Origin of the sequence: Halalkalibacter kiskunsagensis (assembly GCF_037027555.1) — a bacterium.
GTDB lineage: Bacteria > Bacillota > Bacilli > Bacillales > Bacillaceae_D > Halalkalibacter > Halalkalibacter kiskunsagensis.
This window is the reverse complement of record NZ_JAXBLX010000007.1, coordinates 36,880-62,185: the sequence shown is the minus strand read 5'-3', so window position 1 is coordinate 62,185 and position 25,306 is coordinate 36,880. Positions and strand designations below refer to the sequence as shown.

The following is a 25,306-nucleotide window of genomic DNA, read 5'->3' as shown; positions in this document are numbered from 1 at the left end:
CTCTGCTGAACTAACTTCATTGTAGACAAGAAATCTTAACATTCAGTAGTCACAAATCTTAAGAATTTCTTAATTTCCACCTAGTCCCTTTAGTAAAAACAAAACAAGAGAAAGAAACGTTCGAACGAAAGAAAAATCGAACGCTGCTTTTATTACTCCTTGCCCATTCACCGGTTCAAAAAATTCACACGACCAACCAATAGAAAAAGAGACAGCAAATTAACAAATTTGTGTCTCTTTTTCTATTGGTTTTATAATAGTCTTTGAGTTAGCTTACAAAACACTTGAAGGAAGTTACTGATCCTTCTTTTCTTCTTTTTGTAGTTCAGCAAGCTTAGCAAGTAAAATATGCTGTGGCATGTGCATAATTTGTTCAATCGGCACATTTAATGATTTAGAAAGTTTTTGAGCGGTCTCAGCAGATATTTGCAATGGTTTCATTTATAATCCCCCTAGTGTTTTATACTCCTTTTATTAAAACATACTTAATCAATGAAGGGAATAATGATAAAGTCTATTCAGAAAGCTAAACAATCACCATGTTTTCTTTCATGTCGCTAAAAATATGATTGATAAAATAATGATTCCAACAACTAAAAGATAGAAGAACACTAACACTATTGTCCAATGACAAAAAATTTTCATCATATACTTTTTCATTAGAACACCGATCCAATCGTTTTATCAAACTTGTTTTCGATAGCATTCGAAGTAAAGTTATTATCCGCAATTTTCCTTATTACTAGAATTATCTCCATATATTTGCTTTTCATAACATACGATTTCATCATAGTAAAATCGAAACTCCTCAAATAATAGCAATCTGGACTAGCGTGACAGCATTACTTATATGCTTTATTAACCAGTCAAGACGAATCTACATACTTTAATACAAAATAAAAATGGAGGTATTTATATGATCCATTCTGTTCAAGCAGGTGAAACATTATTTTCCATTTCCGAAGATTATCGTATCCCTTTTCAAGCTTTAGTTACAGCAAATCCCAATATTGACCCAAACATGATCTTAGTAGGACAATCAATCGTTATACCCGGTCTTCCCTCTCCAAACACAATCCCTTATTCCATTCATATTTCACTAGCCAATCGAACTCTTACACTCATGTATCAAGGTCAAATTCAAAAAGTGTATCCAGTCGGTGTTGGGAGAATGCTTCATGAAACTCCTGTAGGTGATTTTATTATTATTAATAAAGCACCCAATCCAGGCGGACCTTTTGGAACTATGTGGATGAGCTTATCTAAGAAATCCTATGGTATTCACGGCACGAATGACCCAGCTTCCATCGGGCACTATGTATCGCTTGGATGTATACGGATGTTCAATGATGACGTAGAAGAATTAGCACGAACCATCCCAATTGGAACCTCTGTGTCCATTAGACCTTAGCGTGATTAGGCATTCATTCTTTAATCTCTCACCCTTTATGATAAACTAATAAAAAAAACAATGAATTGGAGGATACAATTTATGCAACTCCAAACAACAACTACAACAAAAGAACGGCAAAACATCGTTAAACAAATAGCTGTAGCCTTTTCTCAACGTGCAGAAAAACATGATGAAGATAATTCATTCCCAATTGAAAACATTCATGATTTAAGGCAAATTGGCTACCACTCTCTTACGGTCCCAAAAACATATGGTGGACTAGGTCTTTCTTTATCTGAATGGCTGCCTCTCCAAGAAATAATCGCTGAATTTGACGGTTCAACCGCCTTATCAATTGGTTGGCATATGGGTATCATTTCACAACTAAGAGAGAGAGAAGACTGGCCAAAAGAAACTCTAGATCAAGTTTTCACTGATGTTGTTCAAAATGGGGCTTTGCTAAATGCAGCTGCATCTGAACCCGAAACAGGCAGTCCGACAAGAGGAGGGAAACCAACGACCCTTGCTAGAAAAGTTGAAACAGGATGGGTCATTACAGGGCGTAAAAGCTTCACCTCAATGGCACCCGCACTTGATTATTTTCTCGTTTCAGCAACAATGGAAGATGGGAATGTTGGAAACTTCTTAATTTCTCGCGCTGATAAAGGAGTCTATATTAAAGAGACTTGGAATTCGATTTCAATGAGAGGGACGGCTAGCCATGACCTTCTTTTAGAGGACGTATTAATTCCTGATGCTCACTTTGTTGAGACGATAACCCCCGGAAACAAAAGCCCTGCGGGGTGGCTCTTACATATTCCTGCCTGCTACTTAGGTATTGCACAAGCTGCTCAAAATTTTGCAATTGAATTTGCTAGTACCTATTCACCGAATAGTCTCCCTTCACCAATTAAAGACTTACCAAATGTTCAAATGAAAATTGGTGAAAATGAAGCTGATTTGCTACAGGCACGACACTTCCTGTATAGTGTCGCTGCAAAATGGGATACAAGCTCTAAGCAAAAGAGGCAGCAATTACAACCTGAACTCGGGTCTGTAAAATATCAGGTTGTGAACACAGCAAATACAGTTGTCGACCGAGCTATGCGTGTTGTTGGTGCACAAAGTTTGTTTAAACAAAATCCTATACAGCGATATTATCGTGATGTTCGTGCAGGTCTTCACAACCCTCCAATGGATGATGGGACATTGCTCTTACTCGCCTCTCAAGCTTTCCATCATAGCAATTCGTAACTAAGGACTTACTGTCTGGACTAAGTCTGATTTCATTTGACCGACTTTCATGCTCTCTTGTTAGATCTTGATGGACAATATTTTTACTAGCTAAAAGGGAACTTTACAAGTTCTCCAACAAAAAAAGGGCACTTTTCATTTAATCTTTCATAACCATATTGTCAAAGGATGTACACTCAATATGATTATCTATAGATAAAATGGAAAGTACCCACACTAGATTTATTTCTGTGCTCTTACAAGAGTTGCTTGTTGAAGTGAAGCTAGGGAGGATTCTCCTGTTAGAACAAGAGAGGTCTCCAATTCTTCCTTTAGCTGAGCAATGACATGCATTACCCCTGCTTGTCCATTTATAAGACCATATGCATAAAGGCGCCCAATTAAGATACTATCAGCACCGAGAGCAAGAGCTTTTACAATATCTGCACCTCTTCTAATCCCGCCATCAAATAAAATTTGAATGTCGTTTCCAACCGCCTCTTTCACAGCAGGGAGTGCCTCAATACTGCTGATTGAACCATCTAACTGCCTTCCACCATGGTTTGAGACAACAAGACCGTCTAATCCAACTTCCACAGCTAACTTGGCATCTTCTGGATGAACGATACCTTTTGCAACAATCGGTAATTTCGTTTGTTTACGAAGCCAGTTTATTTTTTCCCATGTAAGCGAGCGGTTAAAAAGACGCGAAGCTACCTCCGCTATAGTCTGCTCTGTTCCTTCTCTCGATGCGAGTGTTTTCTCTGTGAAAATAGGGTCTGTCAAATAGTTTCCAAGTCCTTCTCCCTTACGGAGAGGAAAATACTGATTTTGTTTATCTTGCTCTCTCCATCCTAGCATAGGCGTATCAACGGTTACAAATATTGCTGAAAAGCCATTTTGCTCAGCACGCCTTATAAAACTTAGGGCGATGTCATCATCACTTGGCCAATACAGCTGAAAAAACCTTGGAGCATTTCCCATTGCTTCTGCAATTTCTTCCATTGAATACGTCGAGACCGTGCTGACCGTATATGGAACTTGCTGAGCAGCTGCTGCCTTAGCTGCTGCAAGTTCTCCATCTGGATGAATGATTGTTTGAAAGCCAACGGGGGCAAGTGATACAGGCATAGAAGCTCTTTCTCCAAAGATAGAAGTCGAAACATCAACACTTGAAACATCACGCATGACACGCGGAACAATTTTCCATTGTTTAAATCCATCTATATTCGCTTGAAGTGTTTCCTCAGCACCAGCACCAGTTTGAATATAATCAAAAGCACCTTTATCTAAATGAGCCTTGGCTAATTGCTCCCATTGTTCAGGTGATCTAAAACCGATGTTTAGAGACATTTTCAACACCTCACTTAATCTTTTTTCAATTTAGATGCAAAACGATTTCCAAGTGATTGAATGCCTTGTACGAGAATGATTAAAAGAATGACGGTTGCATACATCACTTCTGGCTCATAACGAAGGTGACCAAATCGGTAGGCTAAGTCCCCTAATCCACCAGCTCCAACAAGTCCGGCCATTGCCGTTGCTCCTATTAGTCCAATCGTCGCAATCGTAAGACCTAGAATTAGAGATGGACGTGCTTCGCGAACCATAACATGCCAGATGATATGTCTAGTTTTAATCCCCATTGCTTCGTACGCTTCTAGAACTCCTTTATCCACTTCAAGTAAAGCAGACTCCATTAAACGAGCAATATATGGAGCTGTATACACAACAAGTGGAACAATAACTCCCTTTACTCCCATTGACGTGCCGACAATAAATTTTGTAAAAGGTAAAATGAAGAACAGTAAAATAATGAATGGAATCGATCGAGTAATATTAATAACAACATTTAATACTTGATATACATATTTATTTTCAAGACTTTTATTCGGTCTAGTTAAAACTAATAATGTACCTAATGGTAGTGCAATGATGATGGATATGATTAGAGAAATAGACACCATTTGAAACGTCTCAATTGTCGCCTTCCAAATTGGATCTCCCCAACGATCAAAAAACTCTATTACTTGTAACATCCTACAACTTCACCCTTTCTATGTGGACGCCCTCTGCTTCTAAATAAGCAATTGCTGCCTCTGTTTGATCATTTGTTCCTTGTAAATGTATAACCATACGGCCATAAGGTTCGTTCTTTAATTGAACGATATTCCCTGATAATATATTTGTGTAGACATCATATTTCTTTGCTACTTCTGCTAGAGCTGGCTTTCCTGTAGAATCACCGACAAACGAAAGCCGTATGACTGGTCCTTGTTCACTTAGAGAACTGATCACTTCTTCTGGGATATCCTCAGGAAATAAACTATTAATAAATTTCTTTGTTGTCTCCGATGTTTTTTTCGAGAAAATATCAATAACTTTGCCTTCTTCAATCACTCGTCCATTTTCCATCACAGCAACACGATCACAAATCTTCTGCACGACATGCATTTCATGCGTAATAAGCAGGATGGTGATCCCAAACTCTTTATTAATTTTTAGCAATAAACTTAAAATTGATTCTGTCGTTTCTGGATCAAGGGCACTTGTCGCTTCATCACTTAATAAAACATCGGGCTCATGAGAAAGAGCACGTGCAATTGCCACTCGCTGTTTTTGTCCACCTGATAATTGTCCTGGATATGAATCAGCTTTCTCTTCTAATCCAACGACTGCTAAGTATTTTTTTACTCGTTCATCTATTTCTGTTTTGGCGATACCGGTTAATTTTAAAGGGATCGCAATATTTTCATAAACTGTGGCAGTTTTTAAAAGATTGAATCCTTGGAAAATAATCCCAATATTTTGACGTGCTTCCCGCAATTTATTAGTAGGTAGACCTGTCATTGTAATTCCATTAACGACGATTTCGCCTTCGCTCGGTTTTTCTAACATATTTACACAACGGATAAGCGTGCTTTTTCCTGCACCGCTATAGCCAATTACTCCGTAAATTTCACCTTTTTTCACATGAAGCGAAACATCATCTAACGCTTTTACATTCGATTTTTTAGATGCAAATGTTTTTGAAACCTTCTTCAATTCGATCATATTCGACAACTCCTTAATAGAAAAGAGGGCGACTTTAGTAGTCACCCGCTCTTCTTCTTATTTTATCTTACCATGAAGCTACAACTGAACCAGCAAATTCTTCTTCAATGAATTGTTTTACTTCTTCAGATTGATAAATTTCAATAAATTTTTGCACAACGGCATCGTTTTCATTCTCTGTACGAACAGCAATGACGTTCACCCAAGGAGAATCACTTGGCTCAATGTAAATAGAATCTTCTGTTGGTACAAACCCATGCTCAATGGCAAAGTTTGTGTTAATCGCAGCTGCTGCTAACTCATCTAATTGTCTTGGAATTTGAGAAGCTTCTAGCTCAACAAATTCTAAGTTATGTGGATTGTCAGTAATATCGTTTACTGTTGCAGCTACTCCAGCATCTGGATCTAGCTTAATTAAACCCGCTATTTCAAAAAGGATAAGAGCACGTGCCCCGTTAGTTGGGTCATTTGGCAAACCAACTTTATCGCCTTCTTGTAATTCAGCTACATCACTAACTTCAACTGAGTAAATGCCCATAGGGAAGTTAACCGTTGTAGCTACTTCAATAAGGTCTAAGTTACGATCTTCTTTGAAGTTATCAAGATATGGCTTATGTTGGAAGCTGTTTAGATCTAACTCCTTCTCATCAAGAGCCACATTTGGCATTACATATTCTGTAAATACAGTCACATCAAGTTCAAGACCTTCTTCAGCTGCTAATTCTGAAACTTTTTCCATGATTTGTTCGTGTGGACCAGCTGTTACACCTACTTTTAATTTATCTTCAGGTAATTCACCAGTGCCAGCATCTCCATCGCCACCACCACAAGCTACAAGACCAATCATTGATAAAGCTGTTAAAGCAGAAATTAATACTTTTTTCATTTTGTTCTCTCCTACTTTCCATTCTCTCTAGTTTTTATTATATGTTTCAACGGTTTCTAACCCGCGAATAACATCATCAGTTGTATATGAATCGCCCATAAAATGAATTGATTCATTTGGCAGTAGTGTACCTTCTGCAATTGTTTTAATTACGTTCTGTTCATTAGTAAGTCCAAGCTCTTCTAATGATACAGGCAACCCTATTTCTTTATAAAAAGGAAGCAATGATTTTAATTCCTCTTGTTCTTCTTCAAGCGCTAGTTGGACGAGAATACCATATGCCACTTTTTCACCATGGAGAAACGCATGTGTCTCTTCAAATTGTGTTAATGCATTATGAACAGAGTGTGCGCCTGCAATTCTACCATACTCATCACCAAGTCCGCCAACAAGCCCACCAGCCATTATATTCGTTTCGATAATCGTTAGCAAGGAATTTGTAATTTCTTTCTTATTGAGAGCTGCTAATGCTTGTTCACTTTCTTCAAGAAGTAAGTTCTTACAAAGATTTGCTGCTTGTAAAGACAAAAGTACAGGTACTCTCTTTTGATCTATATGTTTGGTTAGCGCTCTTGCCTCATACCATTTAGCTAATGTATCCCCGATACCAGCCCTAAGATATTCTATCGGTGATGCAGCAATAACGGTTGGGTCAATAAGGACGATCCAAGGATTTGTTACAAATTGTGTATACTTGAGATAATCACCTGTCTCTGTATAAATAACACTTAACGGTGTCCAAGCTGCACATTGCGAAGCAAGCGTAGGAAGCAAAACAACTGGCAGATTCATTTGATTTGCAGTAGCTTTTGCTACATCCATCACTTTTCCACCACCAAGACCAATGATAACGTCACTTTGACTTGTCTCGGCTAATTTTTGCAATCGATTTATTTCACTCAATGAACACTCTCCGCTGTATTGCTCAAAGTGAACATCTACCTTTTCAAATGCGGGTAGCTTATCTTCGGTGGCCTCAAGCGATTTCACCCCATGAATCAATAAAGCATGTTCAACACGTCCCTCATTCAATAATGACTCTAACCTGTTGTATACTCCTATTTCACATTGATAATAACTTGGAGAAGCCTGTACTCTAATTGGTTTCAATGGACATACCTCCCGCCTAACTTGTTTCTCTTTAGAACATTAGCAGAAAAAACCAACAAAGTAAGTTGGTTTTAGCTCATTGTTCAATATTATAAAGAAGAATGATAAAGATGACAATTGTTTTTTCTTGGTTATTTCTACACCATACTGATTCTAACACTACTGAGTGATTGAGAAAAGAAATTAAATATACTTAAAAACGTTATCTTTAATTTAAGAAATAAAAGATTGACATCTTTTCATACCCGAGCTATGATTTATGTAATCTAATTCCGAGAGATCAAACGAGAAAGACTTGACTCTGTTTCCTTTAGCAGACAATTGATAGACATCGGTTGTTTGAAAAAGGAAAACTTCTCAAGCTTTTACGTTACGATAAATCGGCGTATTTCTTCATCGATCACATCTTTGAGGAAATATGCCGTTTTTTTGTATATGATTGTATTTAAGAAAAAGCAAAATTTGGAGGTAGTATCTTCATGGTACAAACAAAAGGTACAGTCGAAGCCGCGATCTCAAAAGCATTAACCCAATGGGAAAAGGATTTCTTAGGGCGAGGTCCGGTTTCAGTTAAAACGGATATCCTACGAGACATGATTATTGTCACGTTAAAGGGCATATTAACTCCAGCTGAATATGCACTTTGTCAAAAGGATGAGGGGAGATTATCAATAAAAAAAATCCGCTCAGAACTTGTTGAATCAGGTCGTGAAACATTAGGTGAATTAATTGAGCAACTAGTGAATGTAGAGGTCATAACGTTTCACACTGATATCAGTACAAAAACGGGTGAACGCATCATGGTGTTCAGACTTACAAACGACTTAGAAAAATCTTTAATTTAAACAAAATATGGGAGATCTTTAAAGAGATTCACAAGCTCGTTAAAGGTAAACCGACAATGATTAGATGCAGAATCGTCTTAAAAGATGCGACTGTTCTATTGATTGTCGGTTTTTTTATTGCATAAAAGGAGGAATTTAAACATGTATGAAATTATTATTCAAAACTTATTATCACCTGTTGTACTATTTTTTGTTCTTGGACTCATAGCCGCACTCGTTAAATCAGATTTAAAAGTTCCAAGTGCTCTAAATGAATCATTGAGCATTTTTCTTCTCATAGCCATTGGATTAAAAGGAGGAATTGAACTTTCTAAATATACATTATCAGAAGTGATAAGTCCTGTTATCGCAACCATTTTTCTTGGCTCACTGTTACCAATTGTGGCACTTATTCTTTTAAAGACGATCAAACTTGATAAAAAGAATGCCGTAGCATTAGCAGCGACATATGGATCAGTCAGTATTGTTACTTATGGAGCTGCCATTTCTTTTCTTGACCATACTGGAACAACGTATGAAGGATTCATGAATGCAATGGTTGTCTTAATGGAAAGCCCCGCTATTATTATTTCGTTGCTATTGCTAAAAGTTATGGATCAGAAGAAAACGGAGGCCGTTCGTTATTCTTCCAGAAATCTTGCCTTTACATCACCTTTAACATCTTTCATTGATAAAGATGTGTTAAAAGAAGCGTTATTTGGGAAAAGCATCTTACTTTTGCTTGGAGCGCTTATTATTGGTCTAATTGCTGGAGAAAACGCGCTTCCTGCTATTCAACCATTGTTTATTGATTTATATAGCAGTGTACTTATTCTTTTCTTACTTAGTATGGGCCTCACTGCTGGTCAACGTTTGCCTGAAGTTCGTAAACACGGTTTACAATTATTGCTATTTGGAATTATTATGCCCGTTGTTGGCGGCGTGATAGGTGTTCTTGTCGGAAATATGATTGGACTGTCTCTTGGTGGAATGACATTAATGGGGGTACTTGCAGGCAGTGCATCTTACATTGCTGCACCAGCTGCCCTACGAACGTCGGTACCAGAAGCCAATCCATCTGTTTATTTAGGCCTTGCACTTGGCATTACATTTCCATTCAATTTAATTATCGGAATTCCACTCTATTATCAATTTGCCCAGTGGTTATAATTTCAAAAAGGAGTGATTCACATGTTAAAAGGAATAAATGAAACGAATTCAACGAAAAAGGTTCTTGTGATTACAGATATTAAACATGAATTTCAACAACATTTACCCGAATTGTTAAAATTGGAAGCTTCGAAGCTACTTGTTCTTTCCAGTATCGATGCTGCTATTACTCAGCCATATGGTTGTTTAGTTCGTAATATTATCCTAGAAATCTACCAAGAAAATGTTGAACAAATTTATTTAATCGCCTCAAAGGAGCATACAAGTCCTAAGTTTAATAAGACAATCATGCTAGATAAGTTTGAGAAAGATGGGATTGATTTACGACTCATTCAAGCTATTGATTACAGTCGAATCGTTGGAGAAGACGTACTTTCATGGCTAAATGGATCTGAAAATGATATCGAGCAAACATTAATGCAAAGTCTCGACATACTAATAAAACACCCACTCGTCCCGAAACGTGTTAGCATTTCAGCTTATACGGTAAATATGGAAAGTGGATATTTAAACGAGGTTGAGGTCAAGAATCCTGAAAAGGATATTTGTTAAAGATACAAGTGTAGAAAGTTCATTACTAAGTACGATGAATTTCATCAATCCAAAAAAGCTATGATTCCTTGAATGAGGGTGACAAGATACAGCTATGCTCACCCTCATAATTTGAGATGTCCCTTGTTTATGTTATAGTTGTAATTGAATTATAACCTCTTACTATAGAGGCAATAGGAGGACATTTCATGAGCGTACATATCGGAGCAAAACAAGGTGAAATTGCAGAAACGATTCTTCTCCCAGGTGACCCTTTACGCGCAAAATATATTGCAGAAACTTTTTTAGAAGATGCGGTTTGTTATAACGAAGTAAGAGGGATGTTAGGTTTTACAGGTACATATAAAGGAGAGCGTATTTCCGTCCAGGGAACAGGAATGGGAGTACCTTCAATTTCTATTTACATTAATGAATTAATGCAAGAGTATAATGTCCAAAATTTAGTACGTGTCGGAACTTGTGGAGCGATTCAAAAGGACGTAAAAGTGAGAGATGTCATTTTAGCGATGAGTGCATCTACTGACTCGCAAATGAATCGTTTAACTTTCGGCGGAGTCGATTATGCACCTACAGCGAATTTTGATCTATTAAAGAAGGCATATGACGTCGGTGTTGAAAAAGGATTGAATTTAAAAGTAGGAAACGTCTTTACAGCTGATATGTTCTACAACGACAATGGCGAGCTTGAAAAATGGGCGAAATACGGCATTCTTGCTATTGAGATGGAAACAGCCGCCCTTTATACAATCGCAGCGAAATTCGGTAGAAATGCTTTATCTGTGCTGACTGTAAGTGACCATATTTTAACCGGTGAAGAAACAACATCAGAAGAACGCCAAACGACCTTTAGCGATATGATGGAAGTAGCACTGGATGCAGTTATAAAAAAATAAAGAATGCTCGCTTGTAGATGATGCTAATTAGGTCTGTCTGCAAGCTTTTTTTGTTTTTACTCGCCGCATTGAGCTACCAACTCGCCGTATAGATTAATTTGCTTGCTACAAAACTTTTTTTACTCACCGTAATCAACCCTTTGCTCGCCACAACGCTTTAACTAAAAAAGCAGACTGAAATCAGTCTACTTTTTCTAACCTTCTCTTAATGAATCTCATCATAAATCAGTGTTGGCTTCCCCACTTCTCCATCCAAAAACGAATAAGCCTCTATCACCATATCTATAACTTTTTTTACATTTTCATTATTTGTATGTAACGTTGCAATCGAGTCACCAGGTGAAACCAGATCACCGATCTTCTTGTTCAAAACTATCCCCACAGCCAAATCAATATGAGATTCTTTTGTCGCCCGTCCAGCACCGAGTAGCATTGCAGCTGTTCCTATTTTATCTGCTACAATAGCAGAAACAGTGCCAGATTGATTTGCTTTAACTTCAATCTTAAAGTTGGCTTCTGGGAGTTTCTCTGGATGGTCCACAATTGATGGATCTCCGTTTTGAGCTTGGATAAATGTCTTCAGAACCTTCAATGCTGCTCCATTAGCAATAACGTCCTCTAACTTTTGACGTGCATCCTCGATCGATGATGCTTGTTTCGCTAAATAGACCATATGACTGCCTAGTGTTAAACATAATTCGCGTAAATCCTCTGGCCCTTCACCTTTTAACATCTCAATCGCTTCTTTTACTTCAAGTGCATTTCCGATTGTTTGTCCAAGTGGCTGATTCATATCTGAAATAATAGCCATCGTGTCACGTCCAAGACTTTTCCCAATTTCAACCATTGCTTCTGCTAATTGTTTTGCTTGATCTAGTTGTTTCATAAAAGCGCCTGAGCCTGTTTTGACGTCTAGTACAATGGCATCCGCACCAGATGCAATTTTCTTACTCATAATCGAACTAGCGATTAATGGAATCGAATTAACCGTTGCGGTTACATCTCTTAATGAATACAATTTTTTATCCGCAGGTGTTAGATTTCCTGTTTGTCCGACAACGGCTAGCTTATTTTTATTGACAAGTTGCGTAAATTCACTCGTATCGATCTCTACACTGAATCCAGGAATCGCTTCAAGCTTATCAATCGTTCCACCGGTATGACCTAAGCCGCGTCCAGACATTTTTGCAACAGGTACGCCAACAGCCGCTACTAATGGTGCAAGAGCAATCGTTGTTTTATCACCGACTCCCCCAGTTGAATGTTTATCAACCTTGACCCCTTTAATCGCACTTAAATCAATTTGATCACCTGATTCTACCATAGCCATTGTCAATTCCGCCCGTTCAGCTGTTGTCATATCTTGAAAGTAAATCGCCATAGCGAAAGCTGCTAATTGATAATCTGGAATATCGCCTTTCGTGTAGCCTTCAATCGCAAAACGAATTTCCTCTTTTGATAATTCATACCCATCTCTTTTTTTTTCAATTAGGTCAACCATACGCATACGCTCCACACCCTTTTCAAAATGGAATACCTTACATTTCTTTTACAATTGCTTTTACAAGTGATAAAAAGTCGGCTTTCACACGCTCAGTTGTTTCAATGACTTCATCATGCGTAAGCGGCTGAGGAAGGATACCTGCTGCCATGTTCGAGATACACGAAATTCCAAGAACACTAAGCCCCGCATGACGAGCAACTATGACTTCAGGAACAGTTGACATGCCAACTGCATCAGCACCTAATGTACGCAGCATACGAATTTCAGCTGGTGTTTCATAGGCCGGACCTGTATTTCCGACATACACACCTTCTTGAATCTTAATATTTAACTTTTCTGCTTGCTTACGTGCAAGACCACGGAGATCCTCGCAATATGCACTTGACATATCTGGGAAACGTACGCCAAATGCTTCATCATTTGGTCCAATCAATGGATTTTGCCCCATGTTATTAATGTGGTCTTTTATGATCATTAAATTTCCTGGCTCATATGCTTCATTGACACCACCAGCTGCATTTGTTACGACCAATTGATGAACCCCTAATGCCTTCATAACTCGAACAGGAAGTGTGACAACGTCCATGCTATATCCTTCGTAGAAATGAAAACGTCCTTGCATTGCCACAACTTGTTTTCCTTCTAACGTTCCAAATACAAGTTGACCCGCATGTCCTGCTACTGTTGATACAGGAAAGTTAGGAATCTCATCATACGAAACCTTGATAGGATTAACAATTTCTTCTGCAAGCACACCTAGGCCCGAACCTAAAATTAACCCAATGGACGGTGCTTCCCCCATTTTCTCACGTAAAAATGATGCTGTATTTTCAATTACTTGTATATTAGTCAAAACAATTTCCTCCTCTATGAAAGTTCCTGTAAAAAACTAGTTCCATTACTCGGCAGTTTCACTTTAAAATTCTCCGCAATCGTGGCACCCACATCAGCAAAGGTTTGGCGAATACCGAGTTTTCTCGCTCCTGTCTGCTTTTTGTTATAAACCAAAAGCGGGACAAATTCACGAGTATGATCTGTTCCGTGATGAGTTGGATCATTCCCATGATCAGCTGTAATAATTAATAAGTCTTTCTCTCCTAAGTCAGCAATTACCTGCTTAAGCTGTTGATCAAATTGCTCAAGTGCCTTGCCATACCCAATCGGATCACGACGGTGACCATAAACGGCATCAAAATCAACTAAATTTAAAAAACTAAGACCAGTAAATGATTTACGAACGGTTTCGAGAAGCTTTGCCATACCATCATCATTTGAAACGGTCCTAATGGCTTCCGTAATTCCTTCGCCGTCATATATATCTGAGATCTTTCCAAGGGCGATTGAATCCAAGCCATTATCAGCAAGCTCGTTCATTACAGTACGTTCAAATGGCTTTAACGCATAATCGTGTCGATTAGCAGTCCTTTGCCACTTCCCGTTTTCACCTATAAACGGACGTGCAATTATTCGCCCAACCATATACTTCGGATCAAGCGTAATCTTACGTGCCTTCTCACATATGTCATATAACTCTTCGATTGGCACTACATCTTCATGTGCCGCAATTTGCAAAACTGAATCGGCCGATGTGTACACAATAAGATTACCTGTTTCTACATGTTCTGATCCTAATTCGTCTAGAATTTCTGTACCAGACGCAACTTTATTGCCAATCATTTTCCTTCCCCATTGTTTTTCTAACTCTTCCACTAATTCCGGTGGAAAGCCATGAGGGAACACCTGAAAAGGTTCTTTTATATGAAGGCCCATAATCTCCCAGTGCCCTGTCATCGTATCTTTTCCACTTGACGCCTCTTGCATCAACCCATGATCTGCAAGCGGACTTTTCACTTTTTCGACTCCTTGAATTTCACGAATGTGACTTAATCCAAGCTGTGCCATATTAGGCAAGTTAAGACCTTTCATCTTTTCTGCAATATGACCTAATGTATCAGAACCTTCATCACCAAATTGCGCCGCATCGGGAGCCTCTCCTATCCCAACAGAGTCCATAACAATTAAAAAAATACGATTATAACGATAGTTGCCCACAGCTAAATTCCTCCTTTGTCCTACTTATTATGCCCAAGTATTCTGTTCAATTTAGACGTTTATAGTTGTCAGAAGTCTGACCTTGACACAGAGCATAAAAATACTATGCCCGCGGATGATATTGAGCATAGACATCTTTCATTCTTGCTTTTGTTACATGTGTATAAATTTGAGTTGTTGAAATGTCTACATGTCCCAACATTTCTTGTACCGCTCTAAGATCCGCCCCATTTTCAAGTAGGTGCGTAGCAAACGAGTGTCTGAGTGTATGAGGAGTTAAAGGCTTTTCTATTTTAGCTTTGGCTGCTAATTGTTTGAGAATCTTCCAAAACCCTTGCCTAGAAAGTGGTTTGCCATGGTGATTCACAAATAAAATATCATGACGATTGTTTTTCATCAATGGAAGCCTGCTATGTTCTAAGTACAATTGTAACGCTTTCGTCGCTTCTCCACCGAGTGGAATAATCCGTTCTTTATTCCCCTTCCCAATACATCTTACAAACCCCATCGTCAAATGAGTGTCATTAACGGTCAAATTGATTAACTCTGATACTCGCATACCTGTTGCATACAACGTTTCTAACATCGCACGATTCCGAATCGAAAATAAATCATTACCAGATGGAGCAACAAGCAATGCCTCCACTTCTTGCATTGATAAGATTTTAGGTAATCGCTTTGTACGTTTCGGAATATCTAAATGAACAGATGGATCCTGATCAGCGAATTTTTCACGAAGAGAAAATTGATGAAAAGCACGTATCGAAGCTATGGTTCTTGCAATTGTAGTTTCTGCTCTTCCCTGTTCTTTTAGAAAATATAAATACTGGACAATTGTTTGTCGATCAATTTCATTGATATATTTTTTATTTTCAACATTCTTAACGTATAATTCGTACTGTTTTAAATCACGCTGGTATGACTGAATTGTATTTTGAGCTAACCCTCGTTCTACTTGTATGTATTGCATAAAATCGTTTATTTCATGTTCCATCTATATCGCCCCTACTTATTATTCACCTTCTTGATAGAACAACATTAAACGGTCAATCCATGAAGAAGAACTCGTACCACTCTTCTCCATCTGAAACACTTTTATAGCTTTTCCTTGCGGTTCATCATAGCGATGATAACTTTCATATTCTTGACTTACCCACAGAATACCATAATAGAAGAGAAGTGTGCATCCCATAAATAAGAGAAACACTTTTAATGTTTGAATCACTAAACGAAACCAAGATCTCATGGGACACCCCTCCATTATAAACCCCTTTTTAACAAGCTATGCCAAAAACTACCCGGAATATACCTAATTAACGAGGGTTCTCTTAAGTTTTATTTCAGCTATCTTGGTCGTTTTTTTTCAAAAAAAGAAGAGCCTCCTCTATTAAATAAGAGTTGGCCCCATTAAAAGTGATCATATGAAGTAATGATTTATCCTTCAGCACGCTTTTCTTTATCATGACAACGATGACATATTCCATGGAAGGTTAAACGATGATCCTTAATTTTAAAATTCCAATCACGTTCAACAACCTCTTCAACATCACCAAGTAAGTCCTCTTGAATTTCATCAACAGCTCCGCATTCAATACATACAAGATGATGGTGGAAATGAGCCGCTCCTTCTTGACGCAAATCAAAACGAGATACACCATCGCCAAAATTTATTTTATCAACGATTTTTAACTCGGCAAGCAATTCAAGTGTACGATAAACCGTTGCTAGTCCAATTTCTGGTGATTTTTCTTTTACGAGGAGGTAAACATCCTCTGCACTTAAATGATCTTCTTCATGTTCAAGCAACACTCTTACTGTTGCCTCTCTTTGTGGCGTAAGCTTGTAGCTTTGTGAGTGCAGGTGTTTTTTAATTCGTTCTAGTCGTTTCTCCATTCGTCCGTGCCTCCCCTCAACCATTTTCCCTCCTTTCATTATAATCATTCAAAAAAACAGTGTCAATCGATAATGATTATTGCTTCTAAAGTTATATTAGTTATTATATGATAATAATTATAATGTGATATCTCGTTAGAAAAGCTCATTGTGTAAGAGTGTCCAAAAAGGGGAAAGCCAAACTTTAAAAGTTTGTCGAGGAAGCACAATCTCTCCGCACATTGCGGCCTGCTGTCTGATAACCACTAATAGCAGTCTTGAGAATTGCTACTTTTTGAACAATCTCTTTTATACCATTGAATCAATTACTAAACGCATGAGGACTGGGGATACATATGCTTCAAAGGCAGATGCGAATGCGAGTGCCGATCCTACACATAAAATTAGTAGAGAATATTTAAGAAATTGAGGGAATATCGGTATGTTCGTTCTTCTCATAAACTGTTGGCGTACCATTTTTAAACAGAACGAAATACTTGCAGTTCCGACAATAATGAAAGCTGGCACTAAAATAAAATTTTGCGGCATGATGGAGACGAACGATAAAAAGAATCCTGACATTCCCATTTGATTGACAAGAAAACCAACAGTAAATCCCACAACTACACCTTTTAAGAAGAGAAGAATGAGAATAACAGGCAAGCCAATAATCGATAAGCCTAAAATCCACATTAAACCAAAATATTTTGCATAGTGAGCAAAACTCTGGCTAAAAATGGCAGATGATTGAGCAAGCTCCCCTTCTTGAACATGTCCAAAAAATTGGTTCAAATACATATATAAATCATGCTTTTGCGTTAAGCTTAAGCTATTAACAACAATTGCCCCAAATACAATACCTATTAAAAATAAAACTGTTGTAAATACATAAATCGTTCGGTTTTCTTCCAAATGGATCGCTATCATCTCTCTTAAACCGTACTTCATCATGCCAAGACCTCCTCTTTTGCTCTTACTTCACTCTATGAGACATGCCAGAAATCTATGACTATGTACGTCTATTAATTTTAGAGCAGTAAAAGCAGAGAGAGTTTCATGTGTTCTTATCTCCTATTAAATTAAACATTTTTCTGACTCATTGAGGCTCTTTGCGTAGATTTATGAATTCTTATTGCGCTCTATTTTTCCATAGACTCCACCTCCACCTGCTTTAATAGAGAGAGTGCCTTTCCGTGCAGCTAGTATCGCTGTCGCTATAGATGGTTGGACTACTTTCCTTAGTTCCTCTTCAGGTACATGATGGATAATTGACATATCTGTTCCAAAATAATCTCTAAGCTTTTCGATTGTCTTTTTGCCTAGTTTCGGAATAAATTCTAATGGAATTTGATGAACATAAGGAGGACGTTCTATTTTTGCGGTTTTATTCGAAGCCAACTCTCTCAATCGCTCAAATACACCTTTAATAAGTTTTGAAGATCGGCAATGATTACATCTATTCTCTTCAGTTGGTATAGAACACTTGGCACAAATGGTCCGGTAATATTTACCTAGTAAAGGGTTCAGCCCATAGTTCCCGACAATTTTTCTTTCCTCAAGCTGAGCTAAAGCTAATTTCAACTCTTCAAATGAGGGAGTTTTCATTCGTACAATTTGATATTCTCGTGCCATTTTTTCTAATGAATGAGCATCTGAATTTGTGAGAAATGAATAGTTGTGCAACTCTTCTAGTTGGTCTGCCATGCCCGTGTCACTGCTTAACCCAAGTTCAATTGCATCGATCAAAGTTGGATCAAACACCTCTGTTAAGCTGTTGGTTACACCTTTTCCATATAGACTTTTAAATGGAGTAAATACGTGTGCAGGAATAAATAACCCTTCTAAGTCTTTTACTTTTATTTGAACGTTTTTTGCATTCTCGTATATTCTTTGAGAACTCAGTGTAGGATTTTTCATTCTTGCTGCTAGCCAGCGACTAAAAGCTCTCATCTTTTCGATTGTCGGCATATAGCATAGAACATGAATAGGTCCTTTACAATTTTCATCGTAAAGTTCGATTTCTGTCCCAAGTTGTAACGTAACCCCCGGGTATTGAATTCCTCCGCCTAATAACGGGACTGCTTTTTTCATGTTTATATCGTCTTCAATTTCCTTTAATACCTCTATTACATGGCAATCAATCACACCGACGATGTCAATTCCCTTGATATCCGCCGCATACTGAATAATAGATTGTAAGGTTAAAGAAGGAGCAGCTGTTATTTTAACTGCTGCTCCTAATCGGGTTCTTCCTATATGAATATGTAAGTCTGCCACATATGATTGGAATGTATTCACCGATTCTCCCACTTTCTCATTTTTAAATATTGCACAGCATAAACAGTTTTCGCATCATGAATCATTTGATCTTCTATCATTTGTTCAGCTTCTTCCAGTGTCACTTCTAAAATATCAAGGAATTCATCGTCATCCATGTTCGTAAATCCTTTTTCTAACTGATCTGTCCAATACAAATATATTAGTTCGTCTGCAAATCCTGGTGACGTATAAAAGGAAAGAAGCAGCTCTAACTGATCTGTTTTGTACCCTGTTTCTTCTTCTAATTCTCTTTTAGCAGAATCTGATGGGTTTTCACCCGCCTCAAGTTTACCAGCTGGAATTTCAACAATCGTCTTGTTGAGTGCTTTCCTAAACTGACGAACAAGAACTAATTTTCCCTGCTTCGTTATTGGCAAAATTGCCACAGCACCTGGATGTTTTACAATTTCCCTAGTGCTCGTTTTTCCATTCGGAAGCTCTACTTCTTCAACCTGCAAATCAATGACTCGACCTTTATAAATTTCTTTCGTATTTAATGTCTTCTCATGTAAATGATCCATAATCTCCTCCAAATTTTTTTCTTACCATTCTATCGTACGTAACTGGGAAGTTTCTGTACTTTTTCTCACTGTTTCTTCATAGAAGTGTAGCATATTCTTTTTAGAAAGGACGAGCAGCCAATGAAAATTTATATTCATCAGCAAGGCGTTATTATGGCAGGCAAAGCATGGGAGATTCAAGCAAAATTAAAGCAAATGCGAGCTTCCTTTCATACGTTAGAAGAGTGGGTTGACACCGTTTACTCAAACGGTTCACAATCCAATCCAAATCTTACCGCTTCTGCAACAGCGCAAAAAAACAAAGGGTCTGCTTCATACTTACGTCCCATCGTTTGAATGGGGATCGCTGTCCTTTTTAAAGCTGATTCAATTAGGTTACTAACACGGTCTTTTGCGAAGTGAATCCTGTGATCTGTTTGAAACGGGCGAGATGACTCTAGTTGCTCTTCAACCGTTTGGCGTTGCAAATCATTTAAGTAAGGAAAGGGTAACATAGCAGGTCTAAACGTAAATTGACTTAATGGAGTCAGCGTGTGGTGACTAATCCCTAAGTGACGTTTTCTTGATTCAGCAAATGATAGTCTTGGAATCCAGACTGGTGTCCCTCCAAGAGCACTTACTGTATGCGACCAATTGGAAAGAACCATCCCTGAGAATCCATAACAGGTGCCTGTTCCAACGACACCTGGGCCAACAGAAATCAAAATAAAGTCTGCTTGTAATACATTTTCAGCAAATTGTAAAGCCGATGCCACGGTAATGGCCTCAAACTGACCACCAAATGCTTGCCCTACCGTAATAGAGTAAAAACCTTCTTCCTTTTCAAGTTCACGAAGTTGATCACTTAATTTTAAAGGAAGAGAAGCTTGATCATCAAAAATGACACAACACCGGCTTTGGGCTCGTAATTGTTGAGACACATAATAAAAGAGCGGAACCATACTATGTAATTCTGCCAGCCAGACCGGTTTACCCAAAAGTGAAAAAGACTTGGTAAAGTGTTCATGGTATGGACTTTCTTGTGCTTCGACAGCCATCACACTATGCTGAATAGGGGTATATCGTGCTTTTATAATATGACCTTTGGATTCTTCTGAAATCCAGTCATTTTCTTCTAATAAAGAGCAGACAATATCCCATCCTCCCGTTCCTAATTGCAGCTCTGTTGCTGTTGTATTTACAAGAAGCACATTACCCACTTTTGCTGGTGGCGTCATTTGTTTATACAAGATGGCACGCCTAGCTCCTTTATCCGTTATAACTTTTTGAATATCATAATCTTCGTACGTTATTTCAAGAACTGTTGTTTTCAGTTGTTTATACATACTCTCACGCCTTAACAAGGAGCTTTTAAAAATGACTTTTATCATCATTCCCGAAAAATATTATTTAGTTTTAGCCTTTCCACACTGAAGAAACTTAGTCAAAGAAATTGAAATAGATATAATGAGGAAATGAATGAACTTACTAATGTAGCATCGGTTGAATTAACGATTCAAGTCCGTCGTAATGGACTTCCCCACGTATAAAATGTTCAATGGTTCCATCTCTTCCGATAATATAGGTGATAGGCATTCCGATGATTTTATACCGATCTGCTACGACACCCTCTACATCAAAAAAAACAGGTAGCGTGATTTCAAGCTCTTCGATGAAATTAGGAGCATCCTGTAATGTACGTTCAAACGTCTGCATATTTACTGTTAATATTGTCAGTCCTTCCTCTGAATAATCACGTTGCAAATCCATTAAATCAGGCATTTCATCACGACATGGCTCACACCAGGAAGCCCACATATTTAGTATGATAATATCACCATGATAGTCCCATAACTCCCCAGATTCTTGAGTATGCATAGGCAATATAAAGTTTTCAGCTATCATCCCAGGTTCGTTCCCAATTTCTTGTCGTTCTTGGAAAAAGACAATTCCGATGATCAGGACAACAACAATGCCCAACACACTAATGGTGACTCTTCGTTTCATTGTTCTCCCCCATTACTTTCTATAGTATTTACTTTTATTATAGTGAGGAATTTCTTTAAAACGCAAGTTCTAAAGAAAATAAGGATTGTTCGGAAAAAGAAAGTTCATCTCTTTTTAAACAAACTCTTACAATAAATGTATCTTTCCGAAAAAAGATAATTTTGGTAGAATGGAAAAGTTAGTGACTTAAAGGTTGCTAACTTTACAAGAAAGGATGGATTATTACATGTCAATTATTGAAGCATTAATATTTGGAATTGTACAAGGTATTACTGAATTTTTACCTATTTCAAGTACAGCACATATTGTCATTACACAGATTCTTTTAGGCTATCAGTTCCCTGGTTTTGGATTTGAAATCTTTCTTCACCTAGCTTCCATTCTTGCTGTTGTGATTTATTTCCGTAAAGATCTATTAGTAGTTATTACCGGTTTCTTGGGCTATTTTGCCGATCGCTCTAGAGATAACCGCACACAATTCTTTTTTGGAATTTACATCATTGTTGCTACGATGATTACAGGTGTTCTCGGTTTAGTTCTTGAAGATTTTATTGGAGCTTCCATGAAGACACCACCTTTTATTGCCATTGCCCTTGCCTTAACTGGTCTCTTTCTGATTATTATTGAGCGCTTTGTTAAATACGGCAATCGTACAGAAAAAGACATGACCTTTAAAGATTCAATCATAGTTGGTCTTGGTCAAACATTAGCCGTTTTCCCTGGGATTTCACGTTCTGGTGCTACCCTTGTCGCAGCTCTATTTGCTGGTTTGAGTCGTGATACTGCTGTTCGCTATTCCTTTTTGTTATCAATCCCCGTTATATTAGGATCTAGTGTTTTAGCGATTGGAGATTTTACAGATGGTGCGATGGTCGCAGAAGTAGGTATTGCAGCGCTTATTGTTTCGTTTATCGCAACATTCATTTTTTCTTGGCTAGGAATCGTATGGTTGATTGATTTCTTAAAGAAAAGCAAGCTTGTTTATTTCGCTATTTATTGTTTTGCTGCTGCAATCTTTGTATACTTCTTCCTAGATAACAGTATGATTATTGAATTATAAAAGGGTCTTTAAAAGAAACAAGAGTCTCCCCCGTATTGTGCACTGGAGGGCAGACTCTTGTTTTTTCTATAATTGGATCCTTATTTACTAATCATCTAATAAACAATATGAACGCGTACAACATTGGGATAGTAATCACACATAAAATCGTTGTAGTTGCCACAATGACAGAGGAAAAACTGACATCTCCCCCATATTTTTGCGCAAACATAGGCACAGTTGGGGCAGAGGGCGTTGCAGTAACCAAAATGGCAACACCCATGACGGTTGTCGAAACAGGTAACCATAGAAAAGGGACTAGTAACATGGGAAGAAGCACTAGCTTAGCAACCGTTGCATACCAAATATACTGATTTTTCATCAATTGTTTAAACTCTAGAGCACTAATAGCTGCTAGTAAACTTCCAATAAGAATCATAGATAAAGGCAATGTCATCGTTCCAATGTCAACTAGTACACTTCCAATCAACGAAGGTAAACTAAAAGGTAGGACCATCACTATAAACCCAAGTGAAGTCGCAATAACCCCTGGATTAAGAAACAACTGCCTCCATGAAATCTTCTGACCAACACGTGCAACAACATAAATGACATAAGTCCACACATAAAACAAGAAGAAAATCATAAAAAAAGCAGTATACAGAACTCCTACTTCCCCAAAAAGCAAATACGCAATTGCATACCCCATAAAGCCTTGATTGCCAAAGATAATTGCAGCCTCATATACACCTTCTCTATTTGCAGGCAATTTTGCCCTCTTTCTCATCAAGTACCCTATGACTGTCGTCCCGAGCAAAGCAAAAATGGAAAGTCCTAATAACCAAGATATATCTACAAATAATTCCATTGAAAACGAAATATCCATTGAATAAATGATGAGACAAGGTAACGTAATGTAAAGGATAATTTGCGTGAGAACTTGATTGGATTCCTTCGGTAAAATATTAGCTTTCCTCATAATAAAACCTATTAAAGCAATCATCAAAAGAACAAGCATTTCTCCAGTTAAACCAAAAGCTGCACTCATTTTAATCCCCCTAAAATGGAAAAGATATGCTCTTTTAAAAATGAGCAACATTCCCTAGGCAATTCTTTATTATCCATTTACCGCTACCGAATAGTAGCTGTTAAATTATAACATATAGAATAAGGACACAAGTAAAAAAAGTTACGCAGCCGCTATTGCTGTGTAACCAAATTAGTTATTATACGATATCCAATGCATTCTCAGTTGGAACATTTCCATTTAAAATTTCAAATGTTTTTCCATACGTATTCTCACGATCAACCACTTTTGCAAGTACAATAGCTACGTCTTCTCGGGTAATCGTATTATCACGATCTTGAATCTCACTTTCCAATTTGAGCATTTGTGTTGCTCCTTCATTTGTTAAGCTACCTGGACGAACAATTGTATAGGTCAGACTAGAGCGCTTGAGATGATCGTCAGCTAGCTTTTTCGCAACAAGATAATGACGTATGCGCTCGCTCTTATCCGGATCAACCGTTCCCATAGAACTTAGCATCACAAATCGCTTCACACCTAAACGCTCTGCTGTATCAACGGCTTTAATCGCTCCCCATAGATCAATTAATATCGTTTTATCTGCCCCCGTATGTCCACCTGACCCAGCAGCAAATATAACGGCTTCTACATCTTGATAAGCATGAGAAAAGTCTCCTTCTAAATCAGCAACAACGACCTCTTGTCATCCAAGTGCTTTTAATTCATCTGCTTGATCAGGATTTCGAATCATAGCAATCGGAGTATGACCAGCCTCTGTTAGCTTAATTAATGTCTGCCTTGCAACTTGACCATTTGCCCCAATAACAAGAACTCTCATTTTATCTACCCCTTTACAATTGATACTACTATCTTGAATGAAATTGTAACTACAATCAAACTTTCTGCCTTACATCGAATATAGTGATTGCATCAGTTGTTTATCATCTAATTTTGCTCCAATTAAAATAATACAACTAGATTTACTTGATTCAATTGGAATTACCTCCAGTTGATTCGAAGCAAATTGAAAAGAAAATAATTGCGAGCTTCCTTTAAATCGAATGTACCCTTTCGCACGTAGCAACGATTGACTTTGGCCTTTTAACCACTTTTCAAAGCTCATTTTATCAATCTCTTCTAACCCTTCAATTTTAATGGCTTGAAACGGATGCGAATGATGGACATGGTGGTGCATCTCTGGATTATCTTGCATATGTAATGCATTCGTAAAAAATCGACGTTCGAACAGCAATTCACTATCGACCTCTCCGTATTGTGCAAAAACCATTGGGACATTCATCCCTTTAAGAACTTCTAACTTAGATGTTACTTTTAGTCTTTTCTTTTCATCTAATAAGTCGATTTTATTAACTACTAATAATGTGCTTGTAGTAATTTGCTGCTTAAGCATTGTTCTAATCTCTTTCGAACTCTGAAACATGCTCTGATATTCAAGATAGCGACTAGCATCGACAAGTCCTATGACAGATTGAATCTCTACTTTATCAATAACGTCCGGATGGGTTAACGCTTCAATAATCTCTGCTGGATTGGCAATCCCTGTTCCTTCTATTAATAATACATCAATATCTTCTCTACTTTTTAACAACTTATCAATTTCTACGCGCATATCATCTTGAATCGTACAACAGATGCATCCATTAAGAAGCTCAATCATTGCTTCGTCGTTAAATAATTCTTTCTCGACATTCTCTGAACCAAGTTCATTCAGCATTAATGCTGGCTTTTGTCCGCTTACTTTTACATGATGTAACATCCTCTTTAGTATCGTTGTTTTCCCACTACCGAGAAAACCAGTTAAAATATATACAGGAATTCGCTTCAACATATCCACCACTCCTTTTCTAGTT

General features: G+C 37.8%; 27 protein-coding genes and 1 pseudogene. 8 read left to right on the top strand and 20 right to left on the bottom strand.

The window, feature by feature from the left end:
* Nucleotides 1–294: 294 nt before the first annotated feature.
* A complete protein-coding gene (locus tag SLH51_RS05745; RefSeq protein WP_335959829.1) occupies nucleotides 295–441 on the bottom strand; it encodes a YycC family protein in 147 nt (48 codons plus the stop codon).
* Nucleotides 442–916: 475 nt separating this feature from the next.
* Here SLH51_RS05745 and SLH51_RS05740 point away from each other — a divergent pair, with 475 nt between their 5' ends.
* Together SLH51_RS05740 and SLH51_RS05735 are read left to right on the top strand one after the other, a co-directional pair.
* A complete protein-coding gene (locus SLH51_RS05740; RefSeq protein ID WP_335959827.1) occupies nucleotides 917–1,411 on the top strand; it encodes a L,D-transpeptidase family protein in 495 nt (164 codons plus the stop codon).
* An 81-nt stretch (nucleotides 1,412–1,492) separates the two neighbouring features.
* Entirely contained in the window at nucleotides 1,493–2,647 is a 1,155-nt protein-coding gene (locus SLH51_RS05735) for an acyl-CoA dehydrogenase family protein (RefSeq protein WP_335959825.1), read from the top strand.
* A 222-nt stretch (nucleotides 2,648–2,869) separates the two neighbouring features.
* On the opposite strand, the gene SLH51_RS05730 is transcribed toward SLH51_RS05735, so the two are convergent.
* The 5 genes from SLH51_RS05730 to SLH51_RS05710 all read right to left on the bottom strand — a co-directional run bounded on the left by SLH51_RS05730 (nucleotide 2,870) and on the right by SLH51_RS05710 (nucleotide 7,676).
* Complete coding sequence (locus tag SLH51_RS05730) at nucleotides 2,870–3,979, bottom strand: alpha-hydroxy-acid oxidizing protein (RefSeq protein ID WP_335959823.1); 1,110 nt, start codon at nucleotides 3,977–3,979, stop codon at nucleotides 2,870–2,872.
* Nucleotides 3,980–3,993: 14 nt separating this feature from the next.
* Nucleotides 3,994–4,665, bottom strand: a complete 672-nt coding sequence (locus SLH51_RS05725) for a methionine ABC transporter permease (protein WP_335959822.1) — start codon at nucleotides 4,663–4,665, stop codon at nucleotides 3,994–3,996.
* Nucleotide 4,666: 1 nt separating this feature from the next.
* A complete protein-coding gene (locus SLH51_RS05720) occupies nucleotides 4,667–5,680 on the bottom strand; it encodes a methionine ABC transporter ATP-binding protein (protein ID WP_335959821.1) in 1,014 nt (337 codons plus the stop codon).
* 67 nt (nucleotides 5,681–5,747) lie between these two features.
* Entirely contained in the window at nucleotides 5,748–6,566 is an 819-nt protein-coding gene (locus SLH51_RS05715; protein ID WP_335959819.1) for a MetQ/NlpA family ABC transporter substrate-binding protein, read from the bottom strand.
* A gap of 27 nt (nucleotides 6,567–6,593) precedes the next feature.
* Nucleotides 6,594–7,676 (bottom strand): iron-containing alcohol dehydrogenase family protein, encoded by a 1,083-nt coding sequence (locus SLH51_RS05710; protein WP_335959818.1) that lies wholly within the window; start codon nucleotides 7,674–7,676, stop codon nucleotides 6,594–6,596.
* A gap of 479 nt (nucleotides 7,677–8,155) precedes the next feature.
* Here SLH51_RS05710 and SLH51_RS05705 point away from each other — a divergent pair, with 479 nt between their 5' ends.
* The 4 genes from SLH51_RS05705 (at nucleotide 8,156) to deoD (ending at nucleotide 11,115) form a co-directional block, all read left to right on the top strand.
* Nucleotides 8,156–8,521 carry a Na-translocating system protein MpsC family protein gene (locus SLH51_RS05705; RefSeq protein WP_335959816.1) on the top strand — a complete coding sequence of 122 codons (366 nt, stop codon included), beginning with the start codon at nucleotides 8,156–8,158 and terminating at the stop codon, nucleotides 8,519–8,521.
* A gap of 141 nt (nucleotides 8,522–8,662) precedes the next feature.
* A complete protein-coding gene (locus SLH51_RS05700) occupies nucleotides 8,663–9,670 on the top strand; it encodes a sodium-dependent bicarbonate transport family permease (RefSeq protein ID WP_335959815.1) in 1,008 nt (335 codons plus the stop codon).
* 21 nt (nucleotides 9,671–9,691) lie between these two features.
* Nucleotides 9,692–10,222, top strand: a complete 531-nt coding sequence (locus SLH51_RS05695) for a carbonic anhydrase (protein WP_335959813.1) — start codon at nucleotides 9,692–9,694, stop codon at nucleotides 10,220–10,222.
* A 188-nt stretch (nucleotides 10,223–10,410) separates the two neighbouring features.
* On the top strand, nucleotides 10,411–11,115 hold the full coding sequence (deoD, locus tag SLH51_RS05690) for a purine-nucleoside phosphorylase (protein WP_335959811.1): 705 nt from the start codon (nucleotides 10,411–10,413) through the stop codon (nucleotides 11,113–11,115).
* Between the two features lie 205 nt (nucleotides 11,116–11,320).
* Here deoD and SLH51_RS05685 read toward each other — a convergent pair whose 3' ends face one another.
* The 9 genes from SLH51_RS05685 to SLH51_RS05645 form a co-directional block, all read right to left on the bottom strand.
* The gene (locus tag SLH51_RS05685; RefSeq protein WP_335959810.1) at nucleotides 11,321–12,622 is read right to left on the bottom strand and encodes a pyrimidine-nucleoside phosphorylase; all 1,302 of its coding nucleotides are present in this window, start codon (nucleotides 12,620–12,622) and stop codon (nucleotides 11,321–11,323) included.
* A 31-nt stretch (nucleotides 12,623–12,653) separates the two neighbouring features.
* Nucleotides 12,654–13,463: a purine-nucleoside phosphorylase gene (locus tag SLH51_RS05680; RefSeq protein WP_390184053.1), complete on the bottom strand. Its 810-nt coding sequence runs from the start codon at nucleotides 13,461–13,463 to the stop codon at nucleotides 12,654–12,656.
* 23 nt (nucleotides 13,464–13,486) lie between these two features.
* Nucleotides 13,487–14,671 carry a phosphopentomutase gene (deoB, locus tag SLH51_RS05675; RefSeq protein WP_335959807.1) on the bottom strand — a complete coding sequence of 395 codons (1,185 nt, stop codon included), beginning with the start codon at nucleotides 14,669–14,671 and terminating at the stop codon, nucleotides 13,487–13,489.
* Nucleotides 14,672–14,774: 103 nt separating this feature from the next.
* Nucleotides 14,775–15,665: a site-specific tyrosine recombinase XerD gene (gene xerD, locus SLH51_RS05670; protein ID WP_335959805.1), complete on the bottom strand. Its 891-nt coding sequence runs from the start codon at nucleotides 15,663–15,665 to the stop codon at nucleotides 14,775–14,777.
* A gap of 18 nt (nucleotides 15,666–15,683) precedes the next feature.
* The gene (locus SLH51_RS05665; RefSeq protein ID WP_335959803.1) at nucleotides 15,684–15,917 is read right to left on the bottom strand and encodes a YqzK family protein; all 234 of its coding nucleotides are present in this window, start codon (nucleotides 15,915–15,917) and stop codon (nucleotides 15,684–15,686) included.
* Nucleotides 15,918–16,105: 188 nt separating this feature from the next.
* Nucleotides 16,106–16,564, bottom strand: coding sequence for a ferric iron uptake transcriptional regulator (fur, locus tag SLH51_RS05660; protein WP_335959802.1), 459 nt, complete (start codon nucleotides 16,562–16,564; stop codon nucleotides 16,106–16,108).
* 288 nt (nucleotides 16,565–16,852) lie between these two features.
* Nucleotides 16,853–17,491, bottom strand: coding sequence for a stage II sporulation protein M (spoIIM, locus tag SLH51_RS05655; protein WP_335959935.1), 639 nt, complete (start codon nucleotides 17,489–17,491; stop codon nucleotides 16,853–16,855).
* Between the two features lie 171 nt (nucleotides 17,492–17,662).
* Nucleotides 17,663–18,841 (bottom strand): endonuclease Q family protein, encoded by a 1,179-nt coding sequence (locus SLH51_RS05650; protein WP_335959800.1) that lies wholly within the window; start codon nucleotides 18,839–18,841, stop codon nucleotides 17,663–17,665.
* Nucleotides 18,838–19,383: an NUDIX hydrolase gene (locus SLH51_RS05645; protein WP_335959798.1), complete on the bottom strand. Its 546-nt coding sequence runs from the start codon at nucleotides 19,381–19,383 to the stop codon at nucleotides 18,838–18,840. The genes SLH51_RS05650 and SLH51_RS05645 overlap by 4 nt, the downstream gene beginning before the upstream one ends.
* 120 nt (nucleotides 19,384–19,503) lie before the next feature.
* Here SLH51_RS05645 and mciZ point away from each other — a divergent pair, with 120 nt between their 5' ends.
* Complete coding sequence (mciZ, locus tag SLH51_RS05640) at nucleotides 19,504–19,719, top strand: Z-ring formation inhibitor MciZ (protein WP_335959797.1); 216 nt, start codon at nucleotides 19,504–19,506, stop codon at nucleotides 19,717–19,719.
* On the opposite strand, the gene SLH51_RS05635 is transcribed toward mciZ, so the two are convergent.
* Both SLH51_RS05635 and SLH51_RS05630 read right to left on the bottom strand, forming a co-directional pair.
* Nucleotides 19,623–20,708, bottom strand: coding sequence for a DUF3866 family protein (locus tag SLH51_RS05635; protein WP_335959796.1), 1,086 nt, complete (start codon nucleotides 20,706–20,708; stop codon nucleotides 19,623–19,625). The two genes, mciZ and SLH51_RS05635, sit on opposite strands and share 97 nt — an antisense overlap.
* Nucleotides 20,709–20,850: 142 nt before the next feature.
* The gene (locus tag SLH51_RS05630) at nucleotides 20,851–21,369 is read right to left on the bottom strand and encodes a TlpA disulfide reductase family protein (protein WP_335959794.1); all 519 of its coding nucleotides are present in this window, start codon (nucleotides 21,367–21,369) and stop codon (nucleotides 20,851–20,853) included.
* Between the two features lie 226 nt (nucleotides 21,370–21,595).
* Here SLH51_RS05630 and uppP point away from each other — a divergent pair, with 226 nt between their 5' ends.
* Entirely contained in the window at nucleotides 21,596–22,429 is an 834-nt protein-coding gene (gene uppP, locus SLH51_RS05625; RefSeq protein WP_335959792.1) for an undecaprenyl-diphosphatase UppP, read from the top strand.
* A gap of 91 nt (nucleotides 22,430–22,520) precedes the next feature.
* Here uppP and SLH51_RS05620 read toward each other — a convergent pair whose 3' ends face one another.
* The 3 genes and pseudogenes from SLH51_RS05620 to SLH51_RS05610 all read right to left on the bottom strand — a co-directional run bounded on the left by SLH51_RS05620 (nucleotide 22,521) and on the right by SLH51_RS05610 (nucleotide 25,284).
* The gene (locus SLH51_RS05620; RefSeq protein WP_335959790.1) at nucleotides 22,521–23,456 is read right to left on the bottom strand and encodes an AEC family transporter; all 936 of its coding nucleotides are present in this window, start codon (nucleotides 23,454–23,456) and stop codon (nucleotides 22,521–22,523) included.
* A 178-nt stretch (nucleotides 23,457–23,634) separates the two neighbouring features.
* Nucleotides 23,635–24,273: pseudogene (locus SLH51_RS05615) on the bottom strand (SDR family oxidoreductase).
* Nucleotides 24,274–24,342: 69 nt separating this feature from the next.
* Nucleotides 24,343–25,284 (bottom strand): CobW family GTP-binding protein, encoded by a 942-nt coding sequence (locus SLH51_RS05610; RefSeq protein ID WP_335959788.1) that lies wholly within the window; start codon nucleotides 25,282–25,284, stop codon nucleotides 24,343–24,345.
* Nucleotides 25,285–25,306: the final 22 nt, after the last annotated feature.

What these genes read in the sequence shown, in the direction of transcription:
- spoIIM (WP_335959935.1), bottom strand. Translation starts at nt 17,491, where the DNA reads ATGAAGTACGGTTTAAGAGAGATGATAGCGATCCATTTGGAAGAAAAC.
- SLH51_RS05735 (WP_335959825.1), top strand. Translation starts at nt 1,493, where the DNA reads ATGCAACTCCAAACAACAACTACAACAAAAGAACGGCAAAACATCGTT.
- SLH51_RS05695 (WP_335959813.1), top strand. Translation starts at nt 9,692, where the DNA reads ATGTTAAAAGGAATAAATGAAACGAATTCAACGAAAAAGGTTCTTGTG.
- SLH51_RS05715 (WP_335959819.1), bottom strand. Translation starts at nt 6,566, where the DNA reads ATGAAAAAAGTATTAATTTCTGCTTTAACAGCTTTATCAATGATTGGT.
- SLH51_RS05610 (WP_335959788.1), bottom strand. Translation starts at nt 25,284, where the DNA reads ATGTTGAAGCGAATTCCTGTATATATTTTAACTGGTTTTCTCGGTAGT.
- SLH51_RS05665 (WP_335959803.1), bottom strand. Translation starts at nt 15,917, where the DNA reads ATGAGATCTTGGTTTCGTTTAGTGATTCAAACATTAAAAGTGTTTCTC.
- SLH51_RS05635 (WP_335959796.1), bottom strand. Translation starts at nt 20,708, where the DNA reads ATGTATAAACAACTGAAAACAACAGTTCTTGAAATAACGTACGAAGAT.
- SLH51_RS05730 (WP_335959823.1), bottom strand. Translation starts at nt 3,979, where the DNA reads ATGTCTCTAAACATCGGTTTTAGATCACCTGAACAATGGGAGCAATTA.
- SLH51_RS05700 (WP_335959815.1), top strand. Translation starts at nt 8,663, where the DNA reads ATGTATGAAATTATTATTCAAAACTTATTATCACCTGTTGTACTATTT.
- SLH51_RS05705 (WP_335959816.1), top strand. Translation starts at nt 8,156, where the DNA reads ATGGTACAAACAAAAGGTACAGTCGAAGCCGCGATCTCAAAAGCATTA.
- SLH51_RS05740 (WP_335959827.1), top strand. Translation starts at nt 917, where the DNA reads ATGATCCATTCTGTTCAAGCAGGTGAAACATTATTTTCCATTTCCGAA.
- deoD (WP_335959811.1), top strand. Translation starts at nt 10,411, where the DNA reads ATGAGCGTACATATCGGAGCAAAACAAGGTGAAATTGCAGAAACGATT.
- SLH51_RS05720 (WP_335959821.1), bottom strand. Translation starts at nt 5,680, where the DNA reads ATGATCGAATTGAAGAAGGTTTCAAAAACATTTGCATCTAAAAAATCG.
- SLH51_RS05620 (WP_335959790.1), bottom strand. Translation starts at nt 23,456, where the DNA reads ATGAGTGCAGCTTTTGGTTTAACTGGAGAAATGCTTGTTCTTTTGATG.
- SLH51_RS05745 (WP_335959829.1), bottom strand. Translation starts at nt 441, where the DNA reads ATGAAACCATTGCAAATATCTGCTGAGACCGCTCAAAAACTTTCTAAA.
- SLH51_RS05725 (WP_335959822.1), bottom strand. Translation starts at nt 4,665, where the DNA reads ATGTTACAAGTAATAGAGTTTTTTGATCGTTGGGGAGATCCAATTTGG.
- SLH51_RS05645 (WP_335959798.1), bottom strand. Translation starts at nt 19,383, where the DNA reads ATGGATCATTTACATGAGAAGACATTAAATACGAAAGAAATTTATAAA.
- fur (WP_335959802.1), bottom strand. Translation starts at nt 16,564, where the DNA reads ATGGAGAAACGACTAGAACGAATTAAAAAACACCTGCACTCACAAAGC.
- SLH51_RS05630 (WP_335959794.1), bottom strand. Translation starts at nt 21,369, where the DNA reads ATGAAACGAAGAGTCACCATTAGTGTGTTGGGCATTGTTGTTGTCCTG.
- mciZ (WP_335959797.1), top strand. Translation starts at nt 19,504, where the DNA reads ATGAAAATTTATATTCATCAGCAAGGCGTTATTATGGCAGGCAAAGCA.
- uppP (WP_335959792.1), top strand. Translation starts at nt 21,596, where the DNA reads ATGTCAATTATTGAAGCATTAATATTTGGAATTGTACAAGGTATTACT.
- SLH51_RS05685 (WP_335959810.1), bottom strand. Translation starts at nt 12,622, where the DNA reads ATGCGTATGGTTGACCTAATTGAAAAAAAAAGAGATGGGTATGAATTA.
- xerD (WP_335959805.1), bottom strand. Translation starts at nt 15,665, where the DNA reads ATGGAACATGAAATAAACGATTTTATGCAATACATACAAGTAGAACGA.